A 22125-nucleotide genomic window follows, 5' to 3' on the forward strand; every position below is an offset into this window, starting at 1 on the left:
TGGCGACAACGATATGCGCAAGCTATTCTCTTTAAAATCCGGTTGGTTGGCGGTGGGCTTCTGCGGGGTGCTTGGTGCCTCTTGCGTACCGCAGGCTTTTGAGCAGGCGGACTATAAATCGCACCTAACCCCAAACGAAAAAACGGAACTGGCCGCAGGACGGACAGTAAATAAGATGCATTCTTCTTATTGGCGTTTCCATCCAAGTCAACTCTATTGGGCAGGGCCCCTGCGTGTTAAGCCACTGCCGAACGGAAAACTAAAATTCATTCCGTTTGGCAACTGGAAGCAGTACGATGAAAAAGGCGGCCTTTTGTGCGAGTCGACTTATATAGCGACGGACATAGGCAGCGCCGGCCACAGCCGGATGCACTACCCAGCGGGCTTTCTGCAAGCGGTGACGGACGGATGGGTGGCCCAATTGAACGGCGATTCGGTGCTGGTGGGGCGTATAGTACAGTTCAACGGAGGCAACGAGAAAGACACCGCCTATGTGGAGAAGCGCTGGTTCAAGAATGGCAAATCTGTGCGGCCAGCCGTTCGCTCACTCGATTTGCAGGGGCTGCGTCCGGTCCCGAAGCACTATAAATCTGCTCGGCAAGCGCCGGCCGCCGACGATAGCCGGTAATGAATGCAACCACCTTCATCATCATAAGTCTATTCAAAAGCCTCGGCATTTTGCTGAGGCTTTTCACTTATTTAGCCCCACCCGCATGGCTCGTCTGCTTTTTCTCGGCTTCTTCTTGCTGCAAACCTGGTCGGCCTGGGCCCTGAAGCCAGTGGCTAAGTGGTGGGCCAAGCCCGACACGCTAGGGCTTCGTTACCAAGACTTGACCCTCACCACGCCCGACCACGTGCATTTGGCCGCCTGGATAATAGCGCCCACGGCCGGCGTGCCCGACCAGCATACAACGGTGGTAGTGGCGTATGGCGACGCTGGCAACATGGCTTCCTGCATATTTCCGGCGGCGGCGCTGGCCGCGCAGGGTTACCAGGTGCTGCTGTTCGACTACCGCGGCTTTGGACACAGCGAGGCCTTTGCCATCAACGAGGACTACCTGTACTACCCCGAGTTTACCACCGACCTGCGCACGGCCCTGGCCGAGGCCCGGCGGCGCGGACCTCGGCAGCGCGTGGGCATTATGGGCCTATCGATGGGTTCAATAATGGGCGCGGAAGTGGCCGCGACCACCCACTGTGAATTCCTAATAACCGAAGGGTACGTAGCCAATCCGCAAGGCGTGGTGGCATACTACCGGCACGCGCGCCCCAAGCGGCCGGTCATCCTGCTGCCCGCCGAAGCCACGAGTTACGGCCGGGTAGCGCCCAAAGTCAACTGTCCCTGGCTGTTCATCGCCGGCACCGAAGACCCCGTGACGACCTTGGCCGATTCAATGGCTACCGCCCGGGCGGCCCACCGGCAGCAGCGGCGCGAGGTACTCCCCGTCGTGTGCGGCCACTTGGGGGCGATGGAAGAACTGTCGAAAAAAGAACCGGAAAAAGGTTACGGCGACGCCTACGTGCGGGCCATCACGCAGTTTCTGGCAGGTGAGCTGGTAGCCGCGAAGGGCTAATTGGCCCGGCCGCTGTCCATCACCTGTTGCAGCTGCGCCTGCACGGCGGGGGGCAGGGTGCTGAGCAAGTCGAGGCCCGAGGCGGCTTCGATTTTATCGACCGACGTGAGGTACTGCTTCCAGTCGGGGTCGAGGCCGTTGTCGTTGGGCGTGTCGATGGCCACGATGCGGGCCTGGCCGGCGGCGATGCGCTGGAGGTCGTTGTCGCCTTCGGGCAGGATGACCAACACTTTCCAGATGTGCGCCGGCACGGTCACGCGGCCCTGGTCGAGGGTTTGGGCGAAGCCGTTTTTGCCGGTGCCGCCGCGGCCGTAGCTGCCCATCAGCACGTAGGCTTCGAGGCCGCGCTGCACCTGGGCGCGGGTGTATTCTTCGAGGTGGGCCCAGGTTTGCTGGTTGTTGTGGGGGGCCTGGGGCACCATGTTGCTCATCAAAAAGGTGGCCGAGTTGTCGTCCAGGTTGGCCGTGCGGTCGCCGCTGGGGCAGTTATGGCCCTTGTCGAAGCCCGAGCCCGCGTAGCTCTGGGGCGATACCTGGTAGAACTGGCGGGGCAGGGCGGGGTCGGGGCGGAAGTCGTTCTGGCGCGGCGACTGCCCCAAATCGCCCCGGCCCACGTGCCAGCTCGTCCACACCGGAATGCCGCGCGTGGCGTTGTAGCCGCTCGTGAACTGCGGCCGCACCAGCAGGTAGTTGGTGGCGTTGGCAGGGTCGGAGGTGGCCCCGCTGGGGTTGCCCAGCAGCAGGTTGTCGCCGGGGTCGGTGGCCGGGCCGGGGGCGGTGGTGGGCGTTTGGGCCGCGGTGGGCCGGGGCTCGCGCTGGCCGCGCCGGGGCCGCTCGGGGGCCACCGGGCCGCTGGCCCCGGGGCTGGCGCTGCCGCCCAGGGCCACGGCGGGCCCGGTGGCGGTGGTCAGCACCACGTCGTCGAAGTTGAGGCGGGTTTTGGCCCCGCTGGTTTTGCGAATCTCCAGGCGCAGCGGCTCGCCGGCGGCCCCGGCAAAGGTGTGGGGCTGCAGCTCGGGGCCGGCGGTGGTCACGGGCTGCCCGGCCTGCTGCCAGCTGCGGCCGCCGTCGCGGCTCAGCCACAGCTCCCAGGTGCTGGGCCCGTCGCTGCCGTAGGCGGCGGCGCTCACGGTGATTTGGCGCACGCCGGCCGCGGCGTCGAACTGCATGGTGAGGCGGCCCAGCCCGCGCAGGCGGGCCGCGTGCTGGCCGTCCTTGTGGTCCTCTGCCGTGCTGCCGATGAGGCCGTCCTGGAAGTGCCAGGGGCCCGTGGCCAGGGCCTCGTCGGCCTCGGTGTAGGCCCCCTTGGTGCCGGCCTCAAAGGTTTCGGGGAAGGTAGCGGCGGGCGTTTGGCGCAGGTCGGAAGCAGAGCGGCGGTCGGCGTTTTGGGAGCAGGCCAGCAGGGCCAGGGCACCGAAGAGAAGCGAGGGGGCGTGCATGGGGCGAAAGTACGGCCAGTGCCGGGCTTTGCGGGCCGATGTCGAAGCCCCGGCGGCCGGCTCGAGGCAGAAATGCCGGAGCCGCGCGTCGGCGTGGAAATTGGGTGCAAATTGCCGGGCATTTTCGCCCTTTTTCGCTTCCATATGCTCCACCGCTTTACGCTCCGGGCCCTGGGCCTGCTCGGCCTGGCCGCCGCCCTGCCCGCCTGCCAACCGGCCGAGAAGCCTGTCGTGCGGGCCACGGCCGATGCCCGGTTTGAGAAGTTCAAAACCGGCTTCATCAAGAGCCTGTGGGTGGAAGACCCCGGCTTTGCCGCCAGCGTGGGCTACCACAAGTACGACTCGCTGCTGGTCATTCCCGACTCGCTGCAACGGCGGCGGGCGGCGGCGTTCGGAGCCCGAAACCTGAAGGCCCTGGCCACGTTTCCGCTCGACAGCCTGGCCCCCGGCAACCAAATTGACCACCACCTGCTGGCCAACTACCTGCGGGCCAGCCGCTGGCAGGACGATACGCTGCGCTCCTGGCAGTGGAACCCGGCCGCCTACAACCTGGGGGCCAGCGTGGGCGACTTGCTCAACGGCCGCCACTTCCGGCTCGAGCGCCGCCTGCGCAACATCTCCGACCAGCTGGCCCGGGCCCCCGAATACTACAACGCCGCTAAAAACAACCTGCGCCGCCCCACCCGCGAGCACACCCTGCTGGCCATCAAGCAAAACGCCGGCGGGCTGGCCGTGCTGGGGCCCCTGGCCGACTCGGTGCGCCGCTCGGGCCTGAGCGCCCACGAAAAGGAGGTGTTTGCCGACCGCCTGGCCACGGCGCGGCTGGCCATCGAGCGCTACGTCGCCTTCCTGAAAACCGACGTGCTGGAGGCCGGCCACTTCCGCTCGTTCCGCATTGGCAAAGCGCTGTTCGACCGCAAGTTTGCCTATGAGATTCAGTCGCGCTACCCGGCCGACGAGGTGTACCGGCAGGCCCTGGCCCACAAAACCGAGCTGCTGCGCGACATGGGCCGCCGCGCCGCCCGCCTCTTCCCCAAGTACCTGCCCGGCCAGCCCGCGCCCGCCGACACCCTGCAGCTCGTGCGCGCCGTCATCGACCAGCTCACCCGCAAGCACGCCCCGCGCGACGGCTTCGTGGACGCGGTGAAGCGCCAGATTCCGGTGCTGGTGGCCTTCGTCAACGACCACAAGCTGCTGACCCAAGACCCCAGCAAGCCGCTGGTGGTGCGCGAAACGCCGCTCTACATGCGCGGCAGCGGGGCGGGGGCCAGCGTGAGCGCCCCGGGGCCCTACGACAAGGGGGCCAACACCTACTACAACGTGGAGCCCCTGCCCGCCGCCTGGACGCCGGCCCAGGCCGAGAGCTACCTGCGCGAGTACAACGACTACACCCTGCAAATCCTCAACATCCACGAGGCCATTCCCGGGCACTACACCCAGCTCGTGTACGCCAACCGCTCGCCCTCGCTGGTGAAGAGCATTTTCGGCAACGGGGCCATGATCGAGGGCTGGGCCGTGTACGCCGAGCGCATGATGCTGGAGCAGGGCTACGGCCAGAACACCGACGAAATGTGGCTGCTCTGGGACAAGTGGAACCTGCGCGTGACGCTCAACACCGTGCTCGACCACGCCGTGCAGGTGGACAACATTTCCGAAAAAGCCGCCGTGGCGATGCTCGAGCGCGAGGGCTTCCAGGAAAAAGCCGAAGCCGAGGGCAAGTGGCTGCGGGCCACCCTCAGCCAGGTGCAGCTGAGCAGCTACTTTTCGGGCTATACCGAGATTTACGCCCTGCGCGACGAACTGAAGCGCAAGCGGGGTAAAGCCTTTGACCTAAAGACTTTTCACGAGCAGTTCCTGGGCTACGGCAGTGCCCCGGTGCGCTACATCCGCGAACTTATGCTGCGCAAATAGGGTATGGGACCGGTGCGGCGCGGGGCCTGGCTGTTGCTGGCGCGCCGCCTCATAGTCCCCCGATGCCCCGAAATTCTTCGCCAACGCCCGGCCAGCTGCCCCGCGGCTGGGCGTTGGCGTGCCGGGCCCTACGCCCGTTCATCTTAACGAAGCCGCTTGTTTTTTCTTCTTTCTAAAATTCTGGACGCCGTGCTGCTGCCCACCGTGTGGCTGGCCACCCTGCTGCTGGGGGCCCTGGTGGCGCGGCAGCCGCGGCGGCAGCGGCAGTGGCTGCGGGCCGCCGCCGGGCTGGTGCTGGTGGGCACCAACCCCGCCCTGAGCAACGAGGCCCTGCGCGCCTGGGAGCGCCCCGCCGTGCCGCTGGCCGCCCTGCCCGCCCGCGCCGATGCGGCGGTGCTGCTCACCGGCATCACCGACGTGGGCCGCTGGCCCAACGACCGGGTGTACCTGCACGCCGGGGCCGACCGCCTCACCAACGCCCTGTGGCTGTACCGGGCGGGCCGGGTGCGGCGCATCGTGGTGTCGGGCGGCGGGGGGGGCGCCGCCGGCAGCGAGGCCCGGGCGCTGGCCACCCTGCTGGGCCTGGCCGCCGTGCCGCCCGCCGACATCTGGTTGGAAGAGCGCAGCCGCAACACCCACGAAAACGCGCAATTCACCCGGCAGCTGCTGGCCCGCCACCCCGGCCTCGACACGCTGGTGCTGGTGACGTCGGCCTTCCACATGCGCCGGGCCCAGGGCTGCTTCGAGCGGGCGGGGCTGCACCCGCGCTTGTTTCCGGCCGACTTCCGCAGCGTCGGCCGCAGCCTCACCCCCGAGTACTGGCTGCTGCCCGACCCCAGCGCCCTGGAACAGTGGAGCCTGCTGCTGCACGAAGTGGCCGGCTGGGCCGTGTACAAGGCCCGCGGCTGGTGTTAGGTGTTTGTCAGTGGTGGGTATTAGCAGAAAAGCACGGCGGCCTTTTCTTGCCAACAACCAATGATTGACTTACTCCGTTTTCGCCCCGCCGGGCGGGGTGGCTTTGCCAATCCACACCGATTTCTGGTTCACGAACTCGCGGATGCCCAGGCGCGACAGCTCGCGGCCGTAGCCCGATTTCTTGATGCCGCCGAAGGGCAGCTCGGGCATCGACTTCACCATGCTGTTCACGAACACGGCCCCGCTTTCGACTTGCCGGGCCAGGGCTTCGCCTTTGGCCAGGTCCTGGGTCCAGATGGAGGCCCCCAGGCCGAAGCGCGAGTCGTTGGCCAGGCGCACGGCGTCGGCGGCGTCTCTGGCTTCGAGCACGAGGGCCACCGGTCCGAAGAACTCCTCGTGGTAGGCGCGCTGGCCCGGCTTGACGTGGGTGAGGATGGCGGGCCGGAACAGGGCCGTGCCCGGCCGGTCCTGGCCGCCGGCCAGGGCCAGGCGGGCCCCCTGGGCCACCGAGTCGGCCACTTGCTGGGCCAGTTCGTCGGCCAGGTCGGGGCGGGCCAGGGGGCCGTACTGGGTGGCCTCGTCGAGCGGGTCGCCGGTGCGCTGGGCCAGCAGGTGGGTTTTGAGCTGGGCCACGAATTCCTTCACGATGGGTTTTTCCACGATGAAGCGCTTGGCGGCGATGCAGCTCTGGCCGGCGTTGATCATGCGGGCCTGGGCGGCGGTTTTGGCCGCCAGGGCCAGGTCGGCGTCGGCCAGCACGATAAACGGGTCGGAGCCGCCCAGCTCGAGCACCGTTTTCTTGATGTGGCGGCCGGCCGCCGCCGCCACGGCGGCCCCGGCCGGCTCCGAGCCCGTCAGCGTCACGGCCCGCACCCGGTCGTCGGCAATCAACTGCTCCACCAAATCCGACCCAATCAGCAGCGTGCGGAAGCAAGCCGGCGGCAGGCCCGCGTCGTGGAAGATTTTTTCCAGGGCCAGGGCGCACTGCGGCACGTTGGAGGCGTGCTTGAGCAGGCCCACGTTGCCGGCCATCAGGGCCGGGGCGGCGAAGCGCACCACCTGCCAGAAGGGGAAGTTCCAGGGCATCACGGCCAGCACCACGCCCAGCGGCTGGCAGCTCACGAAGCTGCGCCCGGCGTCGGTGGCAATCAGCTCGTCGGCCAAAAATTCCTCGCCGTGGGCGGCGTAGTAGTCGCAGCCGGCGGCGCACTTCAGGGCCTCGGCGCGGCCGTCGGCCACGGGCTTGCCCATTTCCAGGGCCATGAGGCGGGCCAGCGCGGGTGCCCGCTCGCGCAGCAGGGCCCCGGCGCGGCGCAGCACGGCGGCGCGGTGGGCAAAGCTGGTGGCGGGCCAGGTGGCCGCCGCCCGGTGGGCCTGGCCCAGGATGCGGGCGGTTTTGGCCCACGAGAAAGGGCGGAACCGCTTGAGCACGCGGCCGGTGTAAGGATTGTACGATTCGATGGGCATGGGGGCGGGAAACGCGGGGCCCGGCAACGGGCCGGGCCAATATCCGTTTAAAACCTCGTTGAGGCCTTCGGGGTTGCCGAGGGGCAGCCGGTATGCGCGACGAGGCCCCGTGCCTTACTTTCACGCACCATCTCACGCCCCCAATCGCTGCGGGGCCGTACCCACTCTCGTTTCCTGTGTCTGAAATTCCGCCTATTTCCCTGCCCACTGCCTCGGAAGAGGACCTCGTGCGGCGGCTGCAAGCCCGCGACGAGTCGGCCCTGACGCTCTTCTACGACCGCTACGCCCCGGCCCTGTTCGGCGTCATCTCCCGCATCGTGAAGGCCGACGAGGTGGCCGAGGACGTGCTACAGGAAGCCCTGGTCAAAATATGGAATTCTTTCCCCGCCTACGACCCCGGCAAAGGCCGCTTGTTCACCTGGGTGCTGAACATCAGCCGGAATTTGGCCATCGACAAAATCCGCTCGCGCCAACACCGCGTAGGTACTCGCACTCAGGGACTCGACGATAGTCTCGCTGCTCAACGAATGCCGGCCCCCGATAGTTTTCGGCCGGAGCACATCGGGCTTCAAGAAATTGTTAAGACCCTGGTACCGGAACAGCGCCAGATCATCGACTTGCTCTACTTTGGAGGGTACACCCAAAGCGAAGTGGCTGAAGAGCTAAAGCTGCCCTTGGGTACGGTGAAAACCCGCGCCCGCACGGCCATTAAATTATTGAGCAAACTGATTCGCTAACCCTCGACGTGGAAGATTCTCAAACCTATATCGAGTCCGGCATCCTGGAGCAATATGCCCTGGGCTTGCTGGCACCCAATGAACGAGCCGCGGTGGAAGCCGAAGCGGCTCGCCAGCCTGCCGTTGCCCAGGAATTGGCTTCCATCCAACTCGCCTTCGAATACTACGCCGATGCCCACGCCCGGGAATTGCCCACCGGCATGCGCGACCGGGTGCTGAGCAAGGTACTGGCCCAGGTGGCCCTGCCTACCCCAGTGGCGGCCGCTCCGGTGGCCTCGGCCGGCCTGCGGGCCGACGTGGACGCCCTGGCCCGGCCGCAGCCCGCCCCGGGCGAGGCCGTGGTGCGGCCCCTGGCCGCCGCGCCCGCTCCGGCCGGCCGCTCCCGCATGGCCCTTGCCGCCTCCGTGGCCCTGCTGCTGAGCTTGGCGGGCAACGGCGTGCTCTACAGCCGCTGGCAGAACGCCGACCACGAGCTGGTGGCCATGCAGGGCAACCAGAACCGCTTGGCCGCTAACACCATGGTGGTGGAGAAAAAGCTCGGCGAAATACGCCAGCAAAACGAAGTACTGCGCGACGCCGAGTTTCGCTTCGTGGCGCTGGCCGGCACACCCGACGCGCCCGCCGACAAAGCCCGGGTGCTGTTTAACGCCAAAACCCGCCGCGTGTACGTGGACGTGCAGCACCTGCCCGCCCCGCCCGCCGGCCGCCAATACCAGCTGTGGGCCCTCAACAACGGCAAGCCCGTGGACGCCGGGGTGCTCACGGCTGACGCTGCCGCGGGCGAACGCCTGGAGCGCATGAAAGACATTGCCAGTGCCCAGGCCTTCGCCGTCACGCTGGAGCCCGTGGGCGGCAGCGCTTCGCCCACCATGCCCATCCAGGCCATGGGCACGATCTAACCGCTGCTCGTTTCTTTTGGTTATCACCAACGGCCCCCGCGACTCGTCGCGGGGGCCGTTGCGTTGGGCCCCGGCCCGCGCCAACCGGTGGCGGGTCGTTAATTGCGGGCCGCTTGCCCGGGTCAAACCCTGTAAAATGGCTGTTGCCAAATGTAAATAGCTTGGTTAGCAGCTAAATAGATCCATTATTCAACATCGTACCGCCATGCTGCACGTAGGCCAGCCCGCCCCCGACTTTACCCTCAATACCACCGACGGCACGCCTTTTCGCCTGGCTGACCGCCGGGGCCGGCACCTTGTGCTGTATTTCTACCCGAAAGACGATACGCCCGGGTGCACCGCCGAAGCCTGCTCGTTCCGCGACCAGTACGAAGACTTCCAGGACCTGGGGTCCGACGTGGTGGGCATCAGTTCCGACAGCGAAGCCTCGCACCAGAAATTTACAAAGAAGCACCGCTTGCCGTTTCCGCTGCTGGCCGACCCCGGCGGGCAGGTGCGCAAGCTCTACGAAGTGCCCCGCGCCCTGCTGGGCCTGCTCCCCGGCCGCGTCACGTTTGTCATTGACCGCGAAGGCGTTGTCCGGTACATTTTCAACTCGTTGAGCGGGGCCACCGACCACGTGCGCCACGCCAAGGAGGTGCTGGCCGGCCTGCCCAAGTAGTGGCCCAGTGGTGGGGAATGAGCGGCGGGCCGAGGCTTTGGCGCCCGTATACCCGGCGGGCCTGGCTGCGTATGCGGGGCATGGCAACTTCGGCGGCGCACCTGTTCAACTTAATTGGCCTGCTGGCGGCGGCTTTGTCCGCCCTCACGTTCTTCCCGCAGGTGCTGCATACCTGGCAAAAGCGCACCGCCGCGGGCCTGTCGGGCTCTATGCTGGCGGTGGGCGCGGCCGGCATGGCGCTGTGGCTGGCCTACGGGGCGTACTTCCACAACACACCCATTTTGGTGGGCAATGCCTTCAATTTGCTCTTCACCCTCACGCTAGTTTACTTCAAGTGGCGGTTCAGAAATACATATTAATCTTCAACTATACTGCCGCTTACAATGATTGATTAGTTGATTAGTGTTCGTGGTCCTCGTCGTGGTCCTCACCATGGTCGTGATGATGGCCGGCGTTGGGCTTGCCAAAGTAATTGAGCAGCGTGCCCCCGGCGTAAAATACCAGCCAGCACACGTACAGCCAGCTAAAGCCCGGCGGCACGCGCCCCACGCCCACGGCCAGGATGCAGTGGGCCGCGGCGCTCATGACGAGCCCGGTGACGGCCACGAACTGGAAGCTGTTGAGCGCCGACGGGCGGTAGAGTTTGGAAAAGTTCATGACGGGGGCGGTGAAAGAGCGGGGCCGGCGGCCCGGGGAGCGGCGGGAAAAGCCCGGTCCGTTTACAAAAATAGCGGGCCGGCCGCGCCCGGGGCCGCAACGCCGCGGGGCGCACGGCGTACACCGGGGGTACACTACCCGGTTTCTCACTTTCAGCCCCCCGCCATGATACTCGACAGCCTGTTTGGCACCGACGACCAACCCCAGGAACCCACCGCCTCCGACCAAGACACCTCCAAAAACGAGCAGCAGGAGCGCGAGAAAGAATACAAAAAAAGCCAAAGCAACGGCAAGGAAACCAACGACCCCACCGCTGCCCGCTACACCGGGGCCCACGGCTACACGCAGCGCGACGACCAGAAGGACCAACTCGAAAACCTGCACATCGGCGGCTCGGAAAGCACGCCCCAGGGCGGCACCGAACACGGCAAGCCCGGCGAACAACAGCAGGGCCCCGGCTTCGAAACCGAAGGCAGCTACGAGTTGGACCACGACGTGCGCACCCACGAGCAGAAGTTTGGCGACGCAGCCCCCACCGGCCCCGCCAAAACCCCGCAGGATGCCTGAATGGCCCCCGCTTTGGCTTAGATAGTAAGAAAAGAAGCCCGTTGCGGCTGCCCGAGTTGTGCATTTGCCAAGCAAGTGCGTACTTTTGGTGGCCACAACGGGCTTATTTTCTTACTATTTTTTTATTTTCACCACCTTATGGATATCAACCCTATACCCCCTGTCGATTCCGAGGCATATAATACCGATTTCGAGCTAATAGCCGATGAATTACACAGCACAAGTGGTAGCCGCCTGACGTGGTTTGCCGGCTCCATCGTGGTGCTACTCACTCTTGGATATGTGCTATCTCCTGGCCAGGAAGGCGCGGCCATGCCGGCGGCCCCGCCGGCGTTTCTGCTCGAAGGAGCGGCCGTGACGGCCGCCCGCCCCCAGCCTGCCCCCAAAGCGCCCGTCGTGGCCGAAGCGGCGGCCCCGGTAGCCGCCCTGAAGGCCGCCGGGATCACTGCCGTGCCCAGCCCCAAAGCGCCCGTGGCCGTCGCCCCGGTCCCGTTGGCAGCCACGGCGGCTCCCGCGCCGGCCACGGCCGCCGAGCCCGAGCCGGCTCCGGTGGTGCAAGCCATCCCGGCCGCCCCGGTGGCTCCGGCCACCGGGGCGCTGGCGGGGCGGGTGCTGAACGAGGACGGCCGGCCGCTGGTGGGGGCCACGGTGCTGCTGAAAGGCAGCAGCCAGGGCACCAGCACCGACGCGGCCGGCAATTACAGTTTGGAAGTGCCCGCCGGCGACAACACCTTGCTTTTCGGCTACGGCGGCTACGAAGACGAGGTGGTGCACGCCCGCAGCGGCCAGCCCGTGAGCGTGACCCTCACGCCCCGGCCCGACGCGAAAAAGCGCCGCCGCTAGGGTCGGGGCGGGGAATAAAAGAAGCGGCCGTTCCTGCGCAGGAACGGCCGCTTCTTTTCAGCGGGTGCAGGCGCAGTTTATTCTGCGGCCGGGCTCCCGAAGCGGCGGCCAAACAGGAAAAACACCGGCAGGCCCAGTGCCACCAGGCCCAGGCCCCGGCGCGAATACTCGGCCGTGTCGGGGGCCACGAGCAGCACGACGCAAAAGGCCGAGGCCAGCCCGATGTAGAGCAGCGGCACCAGCGGGTAGCCCCAGGCGCGGTAGGGGCGGGGCGCGGCGGGCCGGGTGCGGCGCAGCACGAAAATGCCCACGATGGTAACGACGTAAAACAAAATCACGGCGAACATCACGTAGTTGAGCAGCTGGCCGTAGCTGCCGCTCAGGCACAAGGCGCTGGCCCACAGGCACTGGGCCCACAGCGCCCGGCTGGGCACCCCGGCGGGGTTGAGGCGGGCCAGGCCCCGGAAAAACAGGCCGTCCTTGGCCATGGCGAAGTAGGCCCGGGCCCCGCTCAGGATGATGCCGTTGTTGGCCCCGAACGTGCTGAGCATGATGAGGATGGCCATGACGTAGGCCCCCGGGGCCCCCAGCACCGACTCGGCCACGGCCGTGGCCACCCGGTCGTCCTTGGCGTACATGATGCCGCGCCCGGCCACGGTGGCGGCGTCGGGCGAGCCGGCCAGCGGCAGCACCAGCAAGTACACCACGTTCAGTAAAATGTAGAGGGCCGTGACGATGCCCGTGCCGATGACCATGCTGCGCACCAGCGTGCGCTCGGGGTTTTGGATTTCCTCGCCCGCGAAGCCGATGTTGTTCCACGAGTCGGAGGAAAACAGCGAGCCCGACATGGCCATGCCGATGGCGATGACCAGGGCCCCCGCGCCCAGCGGCACGGCCGGGCCCCCGGCGGCGGGGTGGCGCACGGCGGCCCACACGTCGTGGAAGTTGGCCTGCACGGCGGCGTGGTTCAGGCCCAGGGCGATGCCGAACACGATGAGCAGCGCCAGGGCCACCAGCTTGGTGCTGCCCAGCACGTTCTGGATGAGCTTGCCCGTGCGCACGCCCCGCGCGTTGAGGGCCGTGATGCCGACAATCAGCAGAATGGCCACCAGCTGGGCGCTGCTGAACTCGAGCGGGCCGACTTTGGCCAGCACGTGCGTCACGCTCGACCACGGCCAGAGCACGCCCAGGAACTTGGCAAAGGCCACGGCCACGGCGGCAATTACGCCGGTTTGAATCACCAAAAACAGCGTCCAGCCGTAGAGAAACGCCACCAGCCGGCCAAACGCCTCGCGCAGGTAGACGTACTGGCCCCCCACTTTGGGGAACATGGCGGCCAGCTCGCCGTAGCTCACGGCCCCGGCCGTGGTGATGAAGCCGGTGATGAGCCAGACCACCAGCAGCCAGCCCGCCGAGCCCACCTGCTGGGCGATATTGGCCGACACGATGAAAATGCCGGAGCCAATCATGCTGCCCGTGACGAGCATGATGGCGTCGAACAGCGTGAGGGCCCGCTGGAAATGGGGCGGGGAAGTAGGCGTAGCGTCGGCCATGGAAAAACGGAAACGGAATTAAGCCGGCAAGCTACGCGCTGGCGGCGGCAAAGCCCGGGGCCCCAACGCGGGCCACGGCGCATCTTTGCGGCCGGGGCACCGCTGCCCCCTCTGCTGACCGCCGCGTATGCCCTTCGTTTGCTCCTGGAAGCCCGCCGCCCTGCCCGTATTGGGGGCCCTGCTGGCCGCCGCCCCCGCCGGGGCCCAGCCCGCGCCCCGCGCCGCCATCGCCCAGGTGCTGGCCACCCAAACCGCCGCCTGGAACCGGGGCGACATCCCCGGCTTCATGCAGGGCTACTGGCAGTCCGACTCGCTGGTGTTCATCGGCCAGAAGGGCCTCACCTACGGCTGGCAGCCCACGCTGGCCCACTACCGAAAAAGCTACCCCAACGCGGCCGCCATGGGCCAGCTCGGCTTCAGCGGCCTGCGCATCACCCCGCTGGGCCCCGACGCGGCCGAGGTGGTGGGCGGCTGGCACCTGGCCCGCCCCGCCCCGCTGGGCGACGTGGGCGGCCACTTCCTGCTGGTGTTCCGGCGCATCCAGGGCCGCTGGGTCATCGTGGCCGACCACACGTCGTAGCCCAGCTCAAATCTTTTTCTGTGCTTCCAACATACCTGCAAGAGGTCTACCACCTCATCTACCCGGCCCGAGCATTTGGGTGCCGACTATTAGCTAATGGCACAGAATTGTTGGGCTACGTGCCACATATCGCGCCAAATACCTGGTTACACACTTGTTTCGCTCCGCTTCCAATCGCAGATGTTTTAGCTTTAGAACAGCAGGTAGGCGTAGCGTTACCGCCTGCGCTGCATAAGTTCTACGCTTACCATAATGGCTTTAATATTTTTTCCTGTGAGCTTGCCATCCACGGTTTACGCCACAATTATATGCGAACCGGAGACGCTGCCTGGCAACCGTTCCACCTGCGAGATATTAATTGTTACGGCCGCTCGCATATTGCGCAGACTCAGCAGTTACTCTTGAGTAGGTACAGGGACGGATCGTGGCTTTACATGGATTTGCAATCGGAAAAAGTCTACCACAATTCGTCTTTTTCTGCCGAGCCGCTGCACGAGTGGCCTGATTTTGAATCGATGCTTGTTTCTGAGGCACAACGATTGACGCTGCTATTTGATGAAAGAGGGCGGCGGTATTGACTGTTTGCCTGAGGTTGTTCCAATACCTACTTCCAAGGGACAATAAATCAAATCCCTTCGCCTTCACTGCCGCTACTTTCCTTGCAATTAGCTCCCGCGGAGCGCATGGCGGTGACATAATCGGGCATGACCTGCATTTCACCACCTACTTCCCCGCGGCCACCTGCTTCAAATGCTCCAATAGCTGGTCCAGGTCCTGCCGCGACAGGTAGCGGCCGTCCGCGACCACGGCGGCGATGCGCTGGGTGTTAGCGATGTTGGCCAGCGGGTTGGCGCTGAGTAGCACGAGGTCGGCGAGGCGGCCGGGCGCGACGCTGCCGAAGTCCTGGAGGCGGTGGTAGAACCGGGCCGGGTTCAGGGTGGCCGTTTGCAGGGCCTCCAGGGGCGTGAAGCCGGCCGCCACGAAGCGCTGCAACTCCAGGTGCAGGCTGGGGCCGGGCAGCACGTCCACGCCGGCCGGCGCGTCGGTCCCGGCCAGGAAGCCCACCCCGGCCGCGTGCAGCTTGCGCACCAGGTCCAGCTCGTGGGCGACGAAGCGGGCCCGTACCGGCCGCGGCTCGGTGTCCATTGTCCGCGCGATGCTGGCCTGGGCCTTGGGCCATCGCTGCGCCACCCAGCTGCGGCCGGCGTAGGCCAGGTCGGGGTCGTCGCGCCAGGCAAGGGAATCGACGAGCCACTGGCCCCGCTCCCAGAACAGGGTGGGGCACTGCCAGACGTGCTGCGCCGCCAGTAGCTGCACAGCGGCAACTTCGCGGGCCGCGTCGTAGGTGGCCAGCAGGCGGCCCGGCGACTTCTCGGCGCCCGCCACGTACCGGGCCTCGTCGGTCGAGCTGGCCTCGAAAACGCCGATCAGGTGCTCGAAGGTGCGCTGACCGGCGGCCACGGCTTCGGCGGCACTCACGGCGTCGGGCACGTGGCCTTCGAAGGGCAGGCCCACGGCCTTGGCCTCGGCCGCGATGGCGAAATACGCCGCCCGGGGCACGTAGGACTGAATTTTAATGAAATCGACGCCCCGGGCCTTGAGCATATCGACGGCCCGGCGCCCGTCTTCGGGCGTGGCGACGGCAATGGCCGCCTGGTAGGGCGACTTGGGCCCGTCGAGCATCGGCCCGCTCACCACCAGCCGGGGCCCCAGCCGGCGGTGCGCCGCCACGGCCGCCCGGGCCCCCAGGACGGAATCGAGCTGGCTGCCCATGTCGCGGATGCCGGTGATGCCGTTGGCCAGCAGCAGCGGCAGAATCAGGTCGGTGCCGGCGTTGGCCGTCCCGTCGAAGTACACGTGGGTGTGCATGTCCCACAGCCCCGGCATAAGGTACTGCCCATGGGCGTCCACGACCCGGCCAGTCCTGGGGTTGTTAAGAGCGGAGGGCCCCACCCGCACGATGCGCGGCCCGTTGATAACCACCGTCATGTCGGGCCGAATAGCACCCGTGGCCACGTCAATTATCTTGGCGTGCACGATGGTGAGCCGCTGCGCCCGCGCCGCCGAAACGCCCAGGCAAAGGGGGAGGAACAGAAGTTGTGGGAGGCGCATCAACGAGAGGTGAAATATGAAATTGTTTAGGAATTCAAATTTGCCCGTCATGCCGAGCGCAGCCGAGTCATCTCGCGTGCGTCGTTGCACGGGATTGGGTTACTGCTGCACGCGAGATGCCTCGGCTGCGCTCGGCATGACGGGCAAATGGAAAGGCTCTGAATGCTATAATAACTTTTATGCCCAGTAAGCGCCCGGTAACCTGCCGATATGACGGTTGCTACGAGACACTTCAACGGGTTCGACAGGTAGTTAGGGGTTTGACTTCCAATCCATTCCCATACGTAAACGTCTATTGCCCAAAGTCGAGAATATCTCTACACCTTGCTCACTTAGAAGTTCTTCTGAAGAGTTTATATCGAGGCAGTAACTATCTGTAAAAGCCTCGAATTGCCAGCGTACCAATAAACCGGCAGAATTCAAGTAAGGCTCTGCATACGCCTCGAAGCTCCGCAACAGCTTCTGCTTTGCTTCTTCTTCGGTAGGGGCCCTAATCAACAGCAACCGGTCTTCAAATTTTTGCATCCCTGTCGTTTGGTTTTCAATCTGAATAGCAAAACGGGCCTGGATGCTCCAAAACAAAGGTTTTAGTATTGTTGCCTTAGGAGGCAGGTTGTCAATGGATTGGATGGTTATATCATTCACGCACGGCTGTTGCAACAGAGACAGCAGTTGATGCACCCTCAATTTCGCCGTTATGCCGGTGGGGCGAATACGTGAGCCCAGGCGCATAAAATCAGCATCCGGTAGCAAAGCAATCAGTTGCCGATAGGCCTGCCGGTAGTGCGCAGCTATTTGCCTGGTTCTATCGCTTGGAGCAAGGTTTATAACTGATTGATAGCTTAGATAGGGTAAGTGTATGGTAGCAGAAGCTAGCTGGGTAAGGGCTTCGGGATTGTCTTGAGATAGCCCCAGGGCCCTAAATCAATGATTTTGCTCATTTCACCAGCTAGTTAAACTTCCGTTTCTCAAATCTCCTCCGCCTTCACCACCACCTTATCGCTGGCAATTAGCCCCCTTTCAGCGGCGTGGCGCATGGCGGTGGCGTAGTCGGGCACGAGCAGCAGCTCCACGCCCTCGGCCCGCAGCGCGGCGGCCACGGCGGGGATGCGCAGGGCCCGCTTGGGCACCTGCACGTCGCGGATGTACACGGCCCGGATGCGGCCGGGGTAGCGGCGCACCACCTCGCGGTAGATGCCCACGTCTTCCTGGCCGCTGTCGCCGAGCAGCACGAAGGGCAGGGCGGGGTAGGTGCGCAGCACGTTCTCGATTTCGTGGAGCTTATGGCCGAAGTGCGCCGCCGCGGCCAGGCCCTCGGCGGTGGCCGGCACGGGGTTGCGCGGGCGCAGGCCCACGTCGCGCAGCAGCAGGGCCCCCTTGGGGATGCCGTGCAGGGCGAGGAACTCGTCGAGGGCGTCGTACAGGTTCCAGGGGCTGCTGCTGATGTAGAAGAACGGGTTGTCGGGCCGGCCGGTGCAGCCCAGCTGGAGGGCCCGGTAAAACTCGGGCACGCCGGCAAACGGCTGGTGCGAGAGGGCGTTGCGCAGCAGCACCGTGAAGCCCATGCGCAGGAAGTTGGTGGCCCCCGACTCAAACACCGTGTCGTCGAGGTCGGAAATTACCCCGAACTCGGCCCCGGCGGGCGGCACCAGCACCTCGGCCACGGCTTGCACGGGGCGGGCGGGCAGGGGTGCGCCGCCGGGCAGGTGGGCCAGGCGCAGAGCCACCGGCTGCCACAGCAGGGCCCCGGGCGGCGGCTGGGGCGGCGCTTCGAGCACCAGCGTGAAGTAGCCCTCGTCGTCGGTGGTCACGGGCTGCGGGGCCCCGCCGGCGCGTTCGGCCACCAGCCCGGCCCCGGCAATTTCGTAGCTGAGGAAGCGGCGGGCCATGTTGCGGAAGTTGCGCCAGCGCGAGTCGCCGGCCGCCGCCGGGGCCAGGCCGGGGTCGGTGAGCAGGCGGCCCTTCACGTAAAACCGGCCCGTGGTGCCGTAGGTGCGGTACGTGACGAGCTGCAACGGCCGCGCCCAGCCCAGCCGGGCCAGGCGGTGGTTGTCGAGGTGGAGCAGGCGGGACAGCAACGCGCGCGCAAACGGCATAAAGGCAAACCTACGGCGGCCCGCGCCGGAGCGCAAGTGCCCGGCCGGGGTTTTTGGAATTCCTGCCGCCCCGGGCCCCGCCGGAAAAATGGCCCTGGTCACCGCCCTGGCCCTATCTTACGGCCCACTTTTCACCCCGCTGCCTTTAGCGCTGCCGCAATTTATGACCGCAAGTTTTCGATTTCTGGCCCTGCTGGGCCTGCTTGGGCTGGGCGCGGCCCGGGCGCAGGCCGTTGGCCAAACCGTGACGGCCGAGGCCGTGACGACTACCCTGCCGGCCCCCACTCCCTACAGCGCCGCCCACGACTCGCTGATGCGCCGCGTAACCAATGTGCACGCCCAAACCGCGGCCCGGCTGGGGGCCTTTCAGGCGTCGCAGGGCTCGTTTGGCGGGCTGCACCGGCGGGTGCGGAGCTACGTGGGCGAGCTGGGCCCCCGCAACTCGCTCATCAAATGGCAAACCGTGAAGTACCGCTTCGGCATCGAGCTGGAAAAGGTCGTTTACTACGACCTGTACAGCCGCAAAGTGCTGACGGAGCGCTACGAAGGCCGCCGCCTGGTGCGGCTGGAGCTGCGGGAATACCCGGCGGCACTCACCGCCCTCAACAAGCCCACCGCCACCTGGCTGCTGGTGCGCGGCAGCTACCTGCGGCACAAAACGCAGCCCTTTGGGGTGGCCCCCACCACCAGCTACTACTTCGACCAACCGCGGCCGGGCGAAGGAATTTAGAAGCCGGAAAGGGGCAAAAAACTGCGCCCCGGGCCACCCGGGCCGCGGTTTTTGCGTACACCGGAGCCCATTCCACTTCCCGCCCCATGCCCGCTGCCGCGCCCACCGCCCGCCCCAAAACCCGCAAGAAGCACCTCGCGCCCACCGCCCACGAGCTCTACAAAGACCCCGCCCAGCAGGCCGCCCAGGCCGGGCTGCACTACGCCACCGACGCGGCCCCCGGCTACTCCCGCAAGGCCGGCCGCACCGGCAAATTCAGCTACTACGACGCCCAGGGCCACCGGGTGGCCGACCGGGCGGTGCTCGACCGCATCGCCGGGTTCGTCATTCCGCCGGCCTGGACCAACGTGTGGGTGGCCCAGGACGCCCGGGCCCACCTGCAAGTGACGGGCTACGACGCCGTGGGCCGCAAGCAGTACCGCTACCACCCGGGCTGGGACGAAATCCGCAGCCTGACCAAGTTTTCGCGCCTGCGGGCGTTCGGCGAAAAGCTGCCCGCCCTGCGCGAAAAACTCAAGCACGATTTGGCCCGCCCAACGCTAAACCGCGAGCAGGTGGTGGCCCTCGTGATTACGCTCATGGACCAGTCGTTCATCCGCGTCGGCAACCAGGAGTACGCCCGCAAAAACAAGAGCTACGGCCTCACCACGCTGCGCGACCGGCACGTGAGCTTCGCGGGCGACGCCGTGCGCTTCGCCTTCGTGGGCAAGAAGGGCGTGCCGCACGACGTGACGCTGCACGACCGGCGCCTGGCCCGGCTGGTGCGCAAGTGCCAGGAAATCCCGGGCCAGCACCTGTTCCAGTACTACACCGCCGACGGCCAGCGCCACGCCCTCGAATCGGGCGACGTGAACGGCTACCTGCACGAGCACACCGGCCTGGCCCTCTCGGCCAAGGACTTCCGCACCTGGGGCGGCACCGTAAAAATGGTGGAGTGCCTCGAAGCCGTGCTGGCCGAAGAGCCCGCGTTGGCCCCCGAAAAAGTCATCCGCAAAGCCGTGAAAACCGTGGCCAGCGGCCTCGGCAACACGCCCACCGTGTGCTCGAAGTACTACATCCACCCGCAGGTGGTCACGCTCTTCAAGTCGGGCGAACTGATTGACTACCTGCGCGCCCACGACGCCACCCCCGCGCCCGGCGACCCGCTCTCGCCCTCCGAGCGGCTGGTGCTGAAAATGCTCGCCGCCGCGTAAGCAGCGGCCCGGGGCCCCGGGGCTGAGCATACTGGGGCCCCGGGCGTAGCGCTTGGGGAAATTATTAATTGATTTACACCGACCTGAAAACCGCCGTAATTCAAGCGGCGTTATTCCTCCGCCGGGCGGCTGTAGGCGTGGGCGCTGCGGCGGGGCGCGGTGGCATACGTGACGCCCGGGCCGGGCGCGGGCGGCCGGGCCCCGGGGTTGCCGTAGATGGCCAGGCGGGGGCCCCGGGCCGCCCGGGGCCCCCCTGCGATGACCTCGAATACGTCCGCGCCCTCTAGGCCTTCGAGGGTGATGACCTTGGTTTCACGCTTGAAAAAGGTGCGGGCCAGCAGCAGCGAATCGGCCCCCAGGGCCCCGGCGTACACGGCCACGGTGGTCGAGTCGGCGTAGCGGCGCACCACAAACCGCTCGGCCCCGGCGGTGCCGCCCACCGTGGGCCGGCGGCTGAGCTTGCGGTAGAGCGCGGCGGCCACGCCCGGCAGGGCCGCCCGCCGCTGGCGCAGGGCGGCGGCCAGGCCGGGGCCCTCCAGGGCATAGGCCGCGGGCGGCAGCAGGTGCAGGGCCGAGTCAATAACGGCGTCGGTGAGCTGCCGCTGCATGGCCGCCGCCGCCGCCCGAAACTGCCCGGCGGTGAGGCCCACCAGGCCGTGCTCGTCCAAATAATGGCCCTGTTGCAGCAACCCCAGCGGGTCGTGGAACGCGGGCCGGAACGTGTTCCACTTGCGCTCGGCGAAGCGCCGCGTGAGCAGCCAGGGCACCACGCCGTCGGCGGCCCGGTAAAACACCATGTCGCGGTCTTTCGGCACGGGCTGGTAGCGGAAGCGGCCCGGCGCGGCCCCGGGGGCCGGCACCTGGGCCCAGGTCCACTGCCCGGCGTGGCGGTCCCAGTCGCCGAGCCAGGCGTCGAGCAGGCGGGCGCGGAGCAGGGCGGCGGGGTCGGGCCGGTGGTGCGGGTCGGCCAGCAGGTGCTTGTAAAAAGCTGGGCTGCTCAGCAGCGCCGTGGCCCCGGGCACGGCGTCGGCGGGCCGGGCGTCGCCGCTAAATTTTTCTTCCAGCCAGACAAGCTGGCCGCGCAGCTTGGCGAGCGAGTCGCCGGCCAGGGCGGGGTCTTCGGGCCGCACGTAGTACAGGCGCGGGTGGGTGTGGGGCACGCCCACGGCCCGCGCCAGCGGCGGCACGGCCAGGGCCGCGTAGGGGTGGGTAGCCGACACGTTGTCGCGCAGATAGTTGGCAAACACGGTGTTGCGCAGCCAGTGGGGCACCGAGCGGCGCGGGTCTTTGTCCACGGTGCGCAGCACGTAGGGGCGGTCGTCGGCGGCTTTCAGCCCCAGGCTGGTGCTGTTGAAGCCGCCGCCCAGCTTGCCCGGCCGCAGGGCCCCGCCGGGCGCGGCGGTGGCCAGGTCGAACACCGGCGCGGCCACCGCCGCGGCCCAGGTGCGGCGGTGGTGCTGCCCAAAAAATACCTCGTACAGCCCGCCGTGCCGCGCGTACTGCCGCCCGGCCGTGTAGCGGGCCGCTTGCTCCGAAGCTTCGGCGGCCCGCACCGGCAGGTGGGCATCGGCCTGGAAATAGTGCGGGCGCACGCAGCCGCCGGTGGCCAGCAGCCCCAGCAGCCCCAGCCGCCAGCGCAGCGCGTGAACGGCGCGGGCCAAAATAAAATCAGGCAAAGGATACAGCGGGACGGTGGTAAAAAAATACTAAACGAAGGCCCGGCGAGGTGGTTGAACCGCCCGGCTGCTTCCGGGCGGCGGCCCGCGCCCAGCCGCCAGCCGGGGCGGAATGGTCTTATAACGGGGTAAACAAGTAAGTAGCGGAGCGGGGCCTAGGTACCATGGCCCAGTAGCCAACGTAGAAACGCCCTTTTATGCCGTGCCGATTTACGTGAAATAATAATTACCCGGTATAATTAATAATTCGCTTACCTAAAAACAAGGGTGGGGCCAAAACGGCGTGGTCCGGCGGCTATCTCCGTCGTCGGGCCCCGCTGGCGCTGGCCTGGAGCCGTTGTTTTCTAGTAGGAGTGGCCCGACGAAACCCTGCGGGCAATTCGCCGGGCCACCCGTTTTACACCACTGCCAAAACAAATTATGGTAGTGGATTAATTCAGGGTGGCGGTTGTAGATTGGTTTATGGTTTACACCCAGCATTATTGCGCCAAGTGCGCCAGTGACCAAATCCGCCG

22 protein-coding genes are annotated in these 22125 nt (G+C 66.4%); 14 read left to right on the top strand and 8 right to left on the bottom strand.

The window, feature by feature from the left end; translation table 11 throughout:
- The first annotated feature begins 13 nt into the window (after positions 1-13).
- Both HNP98_RS19465 and HNP98_RS19470 read left to right on the top strand, forming a co-directional pair.
- Positions 14-628 carry a hypothetical protein gene (locus HNP98_RS19465; protein WP_173811856.1) on the top strand — a complete coding sequence of 205 codons (615 nt, stop codon included), beginning with the start codon at positions 14-16 and terminating at the stop codon, positions 626-628.
- Between the two features lie 85 nt (positions 629-713).
- Entirely contained in the window at positions 714-1574 is an 861-nt protein-coding gene (locus HNP98_RS19470; RefSeq protein WP_173811857.1) for an alpha/beta hydrolase, read from the top strand.
- On the opposite strand, the gene HNP98_RS19475 is transcribed toward HNP98_RS19470, so the two are convergent.
- Positions 1571-3013: a DNA/RNA non-specific endonuclease gene (locus HNP98_RS19475; protein ID WP_173811858.1), complete on the bottom strand. Its 1443-nt coding sequence runs from the start codon at positions 3011-3013 to the stop codon at positions 1571-1573. The two genes, HNP98_RS19470 and HNP98_RS19475, sit on opposite strands and share 4 nt — an antisense overlap.
- A 144-nt stretch (positions 3014-3157) precedes the next feature.
- Between HNP98_RS19475 and HNP98_RS19480 the strand changes: the two genes are divergently transcribed.
- Together HNP98_RS19480 and HNP98_RS19485 are read left to right on the top strand one after the other, a co-directional pair.
- Entirely contained in the window at positions 3158-4924 is a 1767-nt protein-coding gene (locus HNP98_RS19480) for a DUF885 domain-containing protein (protein WP_173811859.1), read from the top strand.
- Positions 4925-5080: 156 nt separating this feature from the next.
- Complete coding sequence (locus HNP98_RS19485) at positions 5081-5839, top strand: YdcF family protein (RefSeq protein WP_173811860.1); 759 nt, start codon at positions 5081-5083, stop codon at positions 5837-5839.
- A 69-nt stretch (positions 5840-5908) separates the two neighbouring features.
- Here HNP98_RS19485 and HNP98_RS19490 read toward each other — a convergent pair whose 3' ends face one another.
- Complete coding sequence (locus HNP98_RS19490) at positions 5909-7306, bottom strand: NAD-dependent succinate-semialdehyde dehydrogenase (RefSeq protein ID WP_173811861.1); 1398 nt, start codon at positions 7304-7306, stop codon at positions 5909-5911.
- A gap of 176 nt (positions 7307-7482) precedes the next feature.
- On the opposite strand from HNP98_RS19490, the gene HNP98_RS19495 reads away from it, so the two are divergent.
- The 4 genes from HNP98_RS19495 to HNP98_RS19510 all read left to right on the top strand — a co-directional run bounded on the left by HNP98_RS19495 (position 7483) and on the right by HNP98_RS19510 (position 9962).
- A complete protein-coding gene (locus tag HNP98_RS19495) occupies positions 7483-8043 on the top strand; it encodes a sigma-70 family RNA polymerase sigma factor (protein ID WP_317171152.1) in 561 nt (186 codons plus the stop codon).
- A gap of 8 nt (positions 8044-8051) precedes the next feature.
- A complete protein-coding gene (locus HNP98_RS19500) occupies positions 8052-8942 on the top strand; it encodes an anti-sigma factor domain-containing protein (protein WP_173811863.1) in 891 nt (296 codons plus the stop codon).
- Between the two features lie 205 nt (positions 8943-9147).
- Positions 9148-9603, top strand: coding sequence for a peroxiredoxin (locus HNP98_RS19505; RefSeq protein ID WP_173811864.1), 456 nt, complete (start codon positions 9148-9150; stop codon positions 9601-9603).
- Positions 9604-9683: 80 nt separating this feature from the next.
- Positions 9684-9962 carry a SemiSWEET family sugar transporter gene (locus HNP98_RS19510; protein ID WP_173811865.1) on the top strand — a complete coding sequence of 93 codons (279 nt, stop codon included), beginning with the start codon at positions 9684-9686 and terminating at the stop codon, positions 9960-9962.
- A 40-nt stretch (positions 9963-10002) separates the two neighbouring features.
- Here the strand turns inward: HNP98_RS19510 and HNP98_RS19515 are convergent, their stop codons facing one another.
- Positions 10003-10260, bottom strand: coding sequence for a hypothetical protein (locus HNP98_RS19515; protein ID WP_173811866.1), 258 nt, complete (start codon positions 10258-10260; stop codon positions 10003-10005).
- Between the two features lie 165 nt (positions 10261-10425).
- Here HNP98_RS19515 and HNP98_RS19520 point away from each other — a divergent pair, with 165 nt between their 5' ends.
- A complete protein-coding gene (locus HNP98_RS19520) occupies positions 10426-10827 on the top strand; it encodes a hypothetical protein (RefSeq protein WP_173811867.1) in 402 nt (133 codons plus the stop codon).
- Positions 10828-10965: 138 nt separating this feature from the next.
- Positions 10966-11670, top strand: a complete 705-nt coding sequence (locus HNP98_RS19525; RefSeq protein WP_173811868.1) for a carboxypeptidase-like regulatory domain-containing protein — start codon at positions 10966-10968, stop codon at positions 11668-11670.
- 77 nt (positions 11671-11747) lie between these two features.
- On the opposite strand, the gene HNP98_RS19530 is transcribed toward HNP98_RS19525, so the two are convergent.
- The gene (locus HNP98_RS19530) at positions 11748-13223 is read right to left on the bottom strand and encodes an APC family permease (RefSeq protein ID WP_173811869.1); all 1476 of its coding nucleotides are present in this window, start codon (positions 13221-13223) and stop codon (positions 11748-11750) included.
- A gap of 127 nt (positions 13224-13350) precedes the next feature.
- Between HNP98_RS19530 and HNP98_RS19535 the strand changes: the two genes are divergently transcribed.
- Together HNP98_RS19535 and HNP98_RS19540 are read left to right on the top strand one after the other, a co-directional pair.
- Entirely contained in the window at positions 13351-13803 is a 453-nt protein-coding gene (locus HNP98_RS19535; RefSeq protein ID WP_173811870.1) for a YybH family protein, read from the top strand.
- A gap of 20 nt (positions 13804-13823) precedes the next feature.
- Positions 13824-14381, top strand: coding sequence for an SMI1/KNR4 family protein (locus HNP98_RS19540; protein ID WP_173811871.1), 558 nt, complete (start codon positions 13824-13826; stop codon positions 14379-14381).
- 145 nt (positions 14382-14526) lie between these two features.
- On the opposite strand, the gene HNP98_RS19545 is transcribed toward HNP98_RS19540, so the two are convergent.
- The 3 genes from HNP98_RS19545 to HNP98_RS19555 all read right to left on the bottom strand — a co-directional run bounded on the left by HNP98_RS19545 (position 14527) and on the right by HNP98_RS19555 (position 18011).
- Positions 14527-15915: an amidohydrolase family protein gene (locus tag HNP98_RS19545; RefSeq protein ID WP_173811872.1), complete on the bottom strand. Its 1389-nt coding sequence runs from the start codon at positions 15913-15915 to the stop codon at positions 14527-14529.
- 252 nt (positions 15916-16167) lie between these two features.
- On the bottom strand, positions 16168-16647 hold the full coding sequence (locus tag HNP98_RS19550) for a DUF4288 domain-containing protein (protein ID WP_173811873.1): 480 nt from the start codon (positions 16645-16647) through the stop codon (positions 16168-16170).
- 236 nt (positions 16648-16883) lie between these two features.
- Complete coding sequence (locus HNP98_RS19555) at positions 16884-18011, bottom strand: App1 family protein (protein ID WP_173811874.1); 1128 nt, start codon at positions 18009-18011, stop codon at positions 16884-16886.
- A gap of 163 nt (positions 18012-18174) precedes the next feature.
- Between HNP98_RS19555 and HNP98_RS19560 the strand changes: the two genes are divergently transcribed.
- Both HNP98_RS19560 and HNP98_RS19565 read left to right on the top strand, forming a co-directional pair.
- Positions 18175-18741 (top strand): hypothetical protein, encoded by a 567-nt coding sequence (locus HNP98_RS19560; RefSeq protein WP_173811875.1) that lies wholly within the window; start codon positions 18175-18177, stop codon positions 18739-18741.
- Positions 18742-18827: 86 nt separating this feature from the next.
- Complete coding sequence (locus tag HNP98_RS19565) at positions 18828-19934, top strand: DNA topoisomerase IB (RefSeq protein WP_173811876.1); 1107 nt, start codon at positions 18828-18830, stop codon at positions 19932-19934.
- 110 nt (positions 19935-20044) lie between these two features.
- Here HNP98_RS19565 and HNP98_RS19570 read toward each other — a convergent pair whose 3' ends face one another.
- Entirely contained in the window at positions 20045-21595 is a 1551-nt protein-coding gene (locus HNP98_RS19570; protein ID WP_173811877.1) for a hypothetical protein, read from the bottom strand.
- Between the last annotated feature and the right edge of the window lie 530 nt (positions 21596-22125).

The sequence above is a fragment of the Hymenobacter caeli genome (assembly GCF_013294115.1).
Taxonomy (GTDB): domain Bacteria; phylum Bacteroidota; class Bacteroidia; order Cytophagales; family Hymenobacteraceae; genus Hymenobacter; species Hymenobacter caeli.

What these genes read in the sequence shown, in the direction of transcription:
- HNP98_RS19470 (WP_173811857.1), top strand. Translation starts at nt 714, where the DNA reads ATGGCTCGTCTGCTTTTTCTCGGCTTCTTCTTGCTGCAAACCTGGTCG.
- HNP98_RS19560 (WP_173811875.1), top strand. Translation starts at nt 18,175, where the DNA reads ATGACCGCAAGTTTTCGATTTCTGGCCCTGCTGGGCCTGCTTGGGCTG.
- HNP98_RS19520 (WP_173811867.1), top strand. Translation starts at nt 10,426, where the DNA reads ATGATACTCGACAGCCTGTTTGGCACCGACGACCAACCCCAGGAACCC.
- HNP98_RS19515 (WP_173811866.1), bottom strand. Translation starts at nt 10,260, where the DNA reads ATGAACTTTTCCAAACTCTACCGCCCGTCGGCGCTCAACAGCTTCCAG.
- HNP98_RS19465 (WP_173811856.1), top strand. Translation starts at nt 14, where the DNA reads ATGCGCAAGCTATTCTCTTTAAAATCCGGTTGGTTGGCGGTGGGCTTC.
- HNP98_RS19530 (WP_173811869.1), bottom strand. Translation starts at nt 13,223, where the DNA reads ATGGCCGACGCTACGCCTACTTCCCCGCCCCATTTCCAGCGGGCCCTC.
- HNP98_RS19545 (WP_173811872.1), bottom strand. Translation starts at nt 15,915, where the DNA reads ATGCGCCTCCCACAACTTCTGTTCCTCCCCCTTTGCCTGGGCGTTTCG.
- HNP98_RS19555 (WP_173811874.1), bottom strand. Translation starts at nt 18,011, where the DNA reads ATGCCGTTTGCGCGCGCGTTGCTGTCCCGCCTGCTCCACCTCGACAAC.
- HNP98_RS19525 (WP_173811868.1), top strand. Translation starts at nt 10,966, where the DNA reads ATGGATATCAACCCTATACCCCCTGTCGATTCCGAGGCATATAATACC.
- HNP98_RS19565 (WP_173811876.1), top strand. Translation starts at nt 18,828, where the DNA reads ATGCCCGCTGCCGCGCCCACCGCCCGCCCCAAAACCCGCAAGAAGCAC.
- HNP98_RS19480 (WP_173811859.1), top strand. Translation starts at nt 3,158, where the DNA reads ATGCTCCACCGCTTTACGCTCCGGGCCCTGGGCCTGCTCGGCCTGGCC.
- HNP98_RS19475 (WP_173811858.1), bottom strand. Translation starts at nt 3,013, where the DNA reads ATGCACGCCCCCTCGCTTCTCTTCGGTGCCCTGGCCCTGCTGGCCTGC.
- HNP98_RS19550 (WP_173811873.1), bottom strand. Translation starts at nt 16,647, where the DNA reads ATGCGCCTGGGCTCACGTATTCGCCCCACCGGCATAACGGCGAAATTG.
- HNP98_RS19535 (WP_173811870.1), top strand. Translation starts at nt 13,351, where the DNA reads ATGCCCTTCGTTTGCTCCTGGAAGCCCGCCGCCCTGCCCGTATTGGGG.
- HNP98_RS19505 (WP_173811864.1), top strand. Translation starts at nt 9,148, where the DNA reads ATGCTGCACGTAGGCCAGCCCGCCCCCGACTTTACCCTCAATACCACC.
- HNP98_RS19510 (WP_173811865.1), top strand. Translation starts at nt 9,684, where the DNA reads ATGGCAACTTCGGCGGCGCACCTGTTCAACTTAATTGGCCTGCTGGCG.
- HNP98_RS19490 (WP_173811861.1), bottom strand. Translation starts at nt 7,306, where the DNA reads ATGCCCATCGAATCGTACAATCCTTACACCGGCCGCGTGCTCAAGCGG.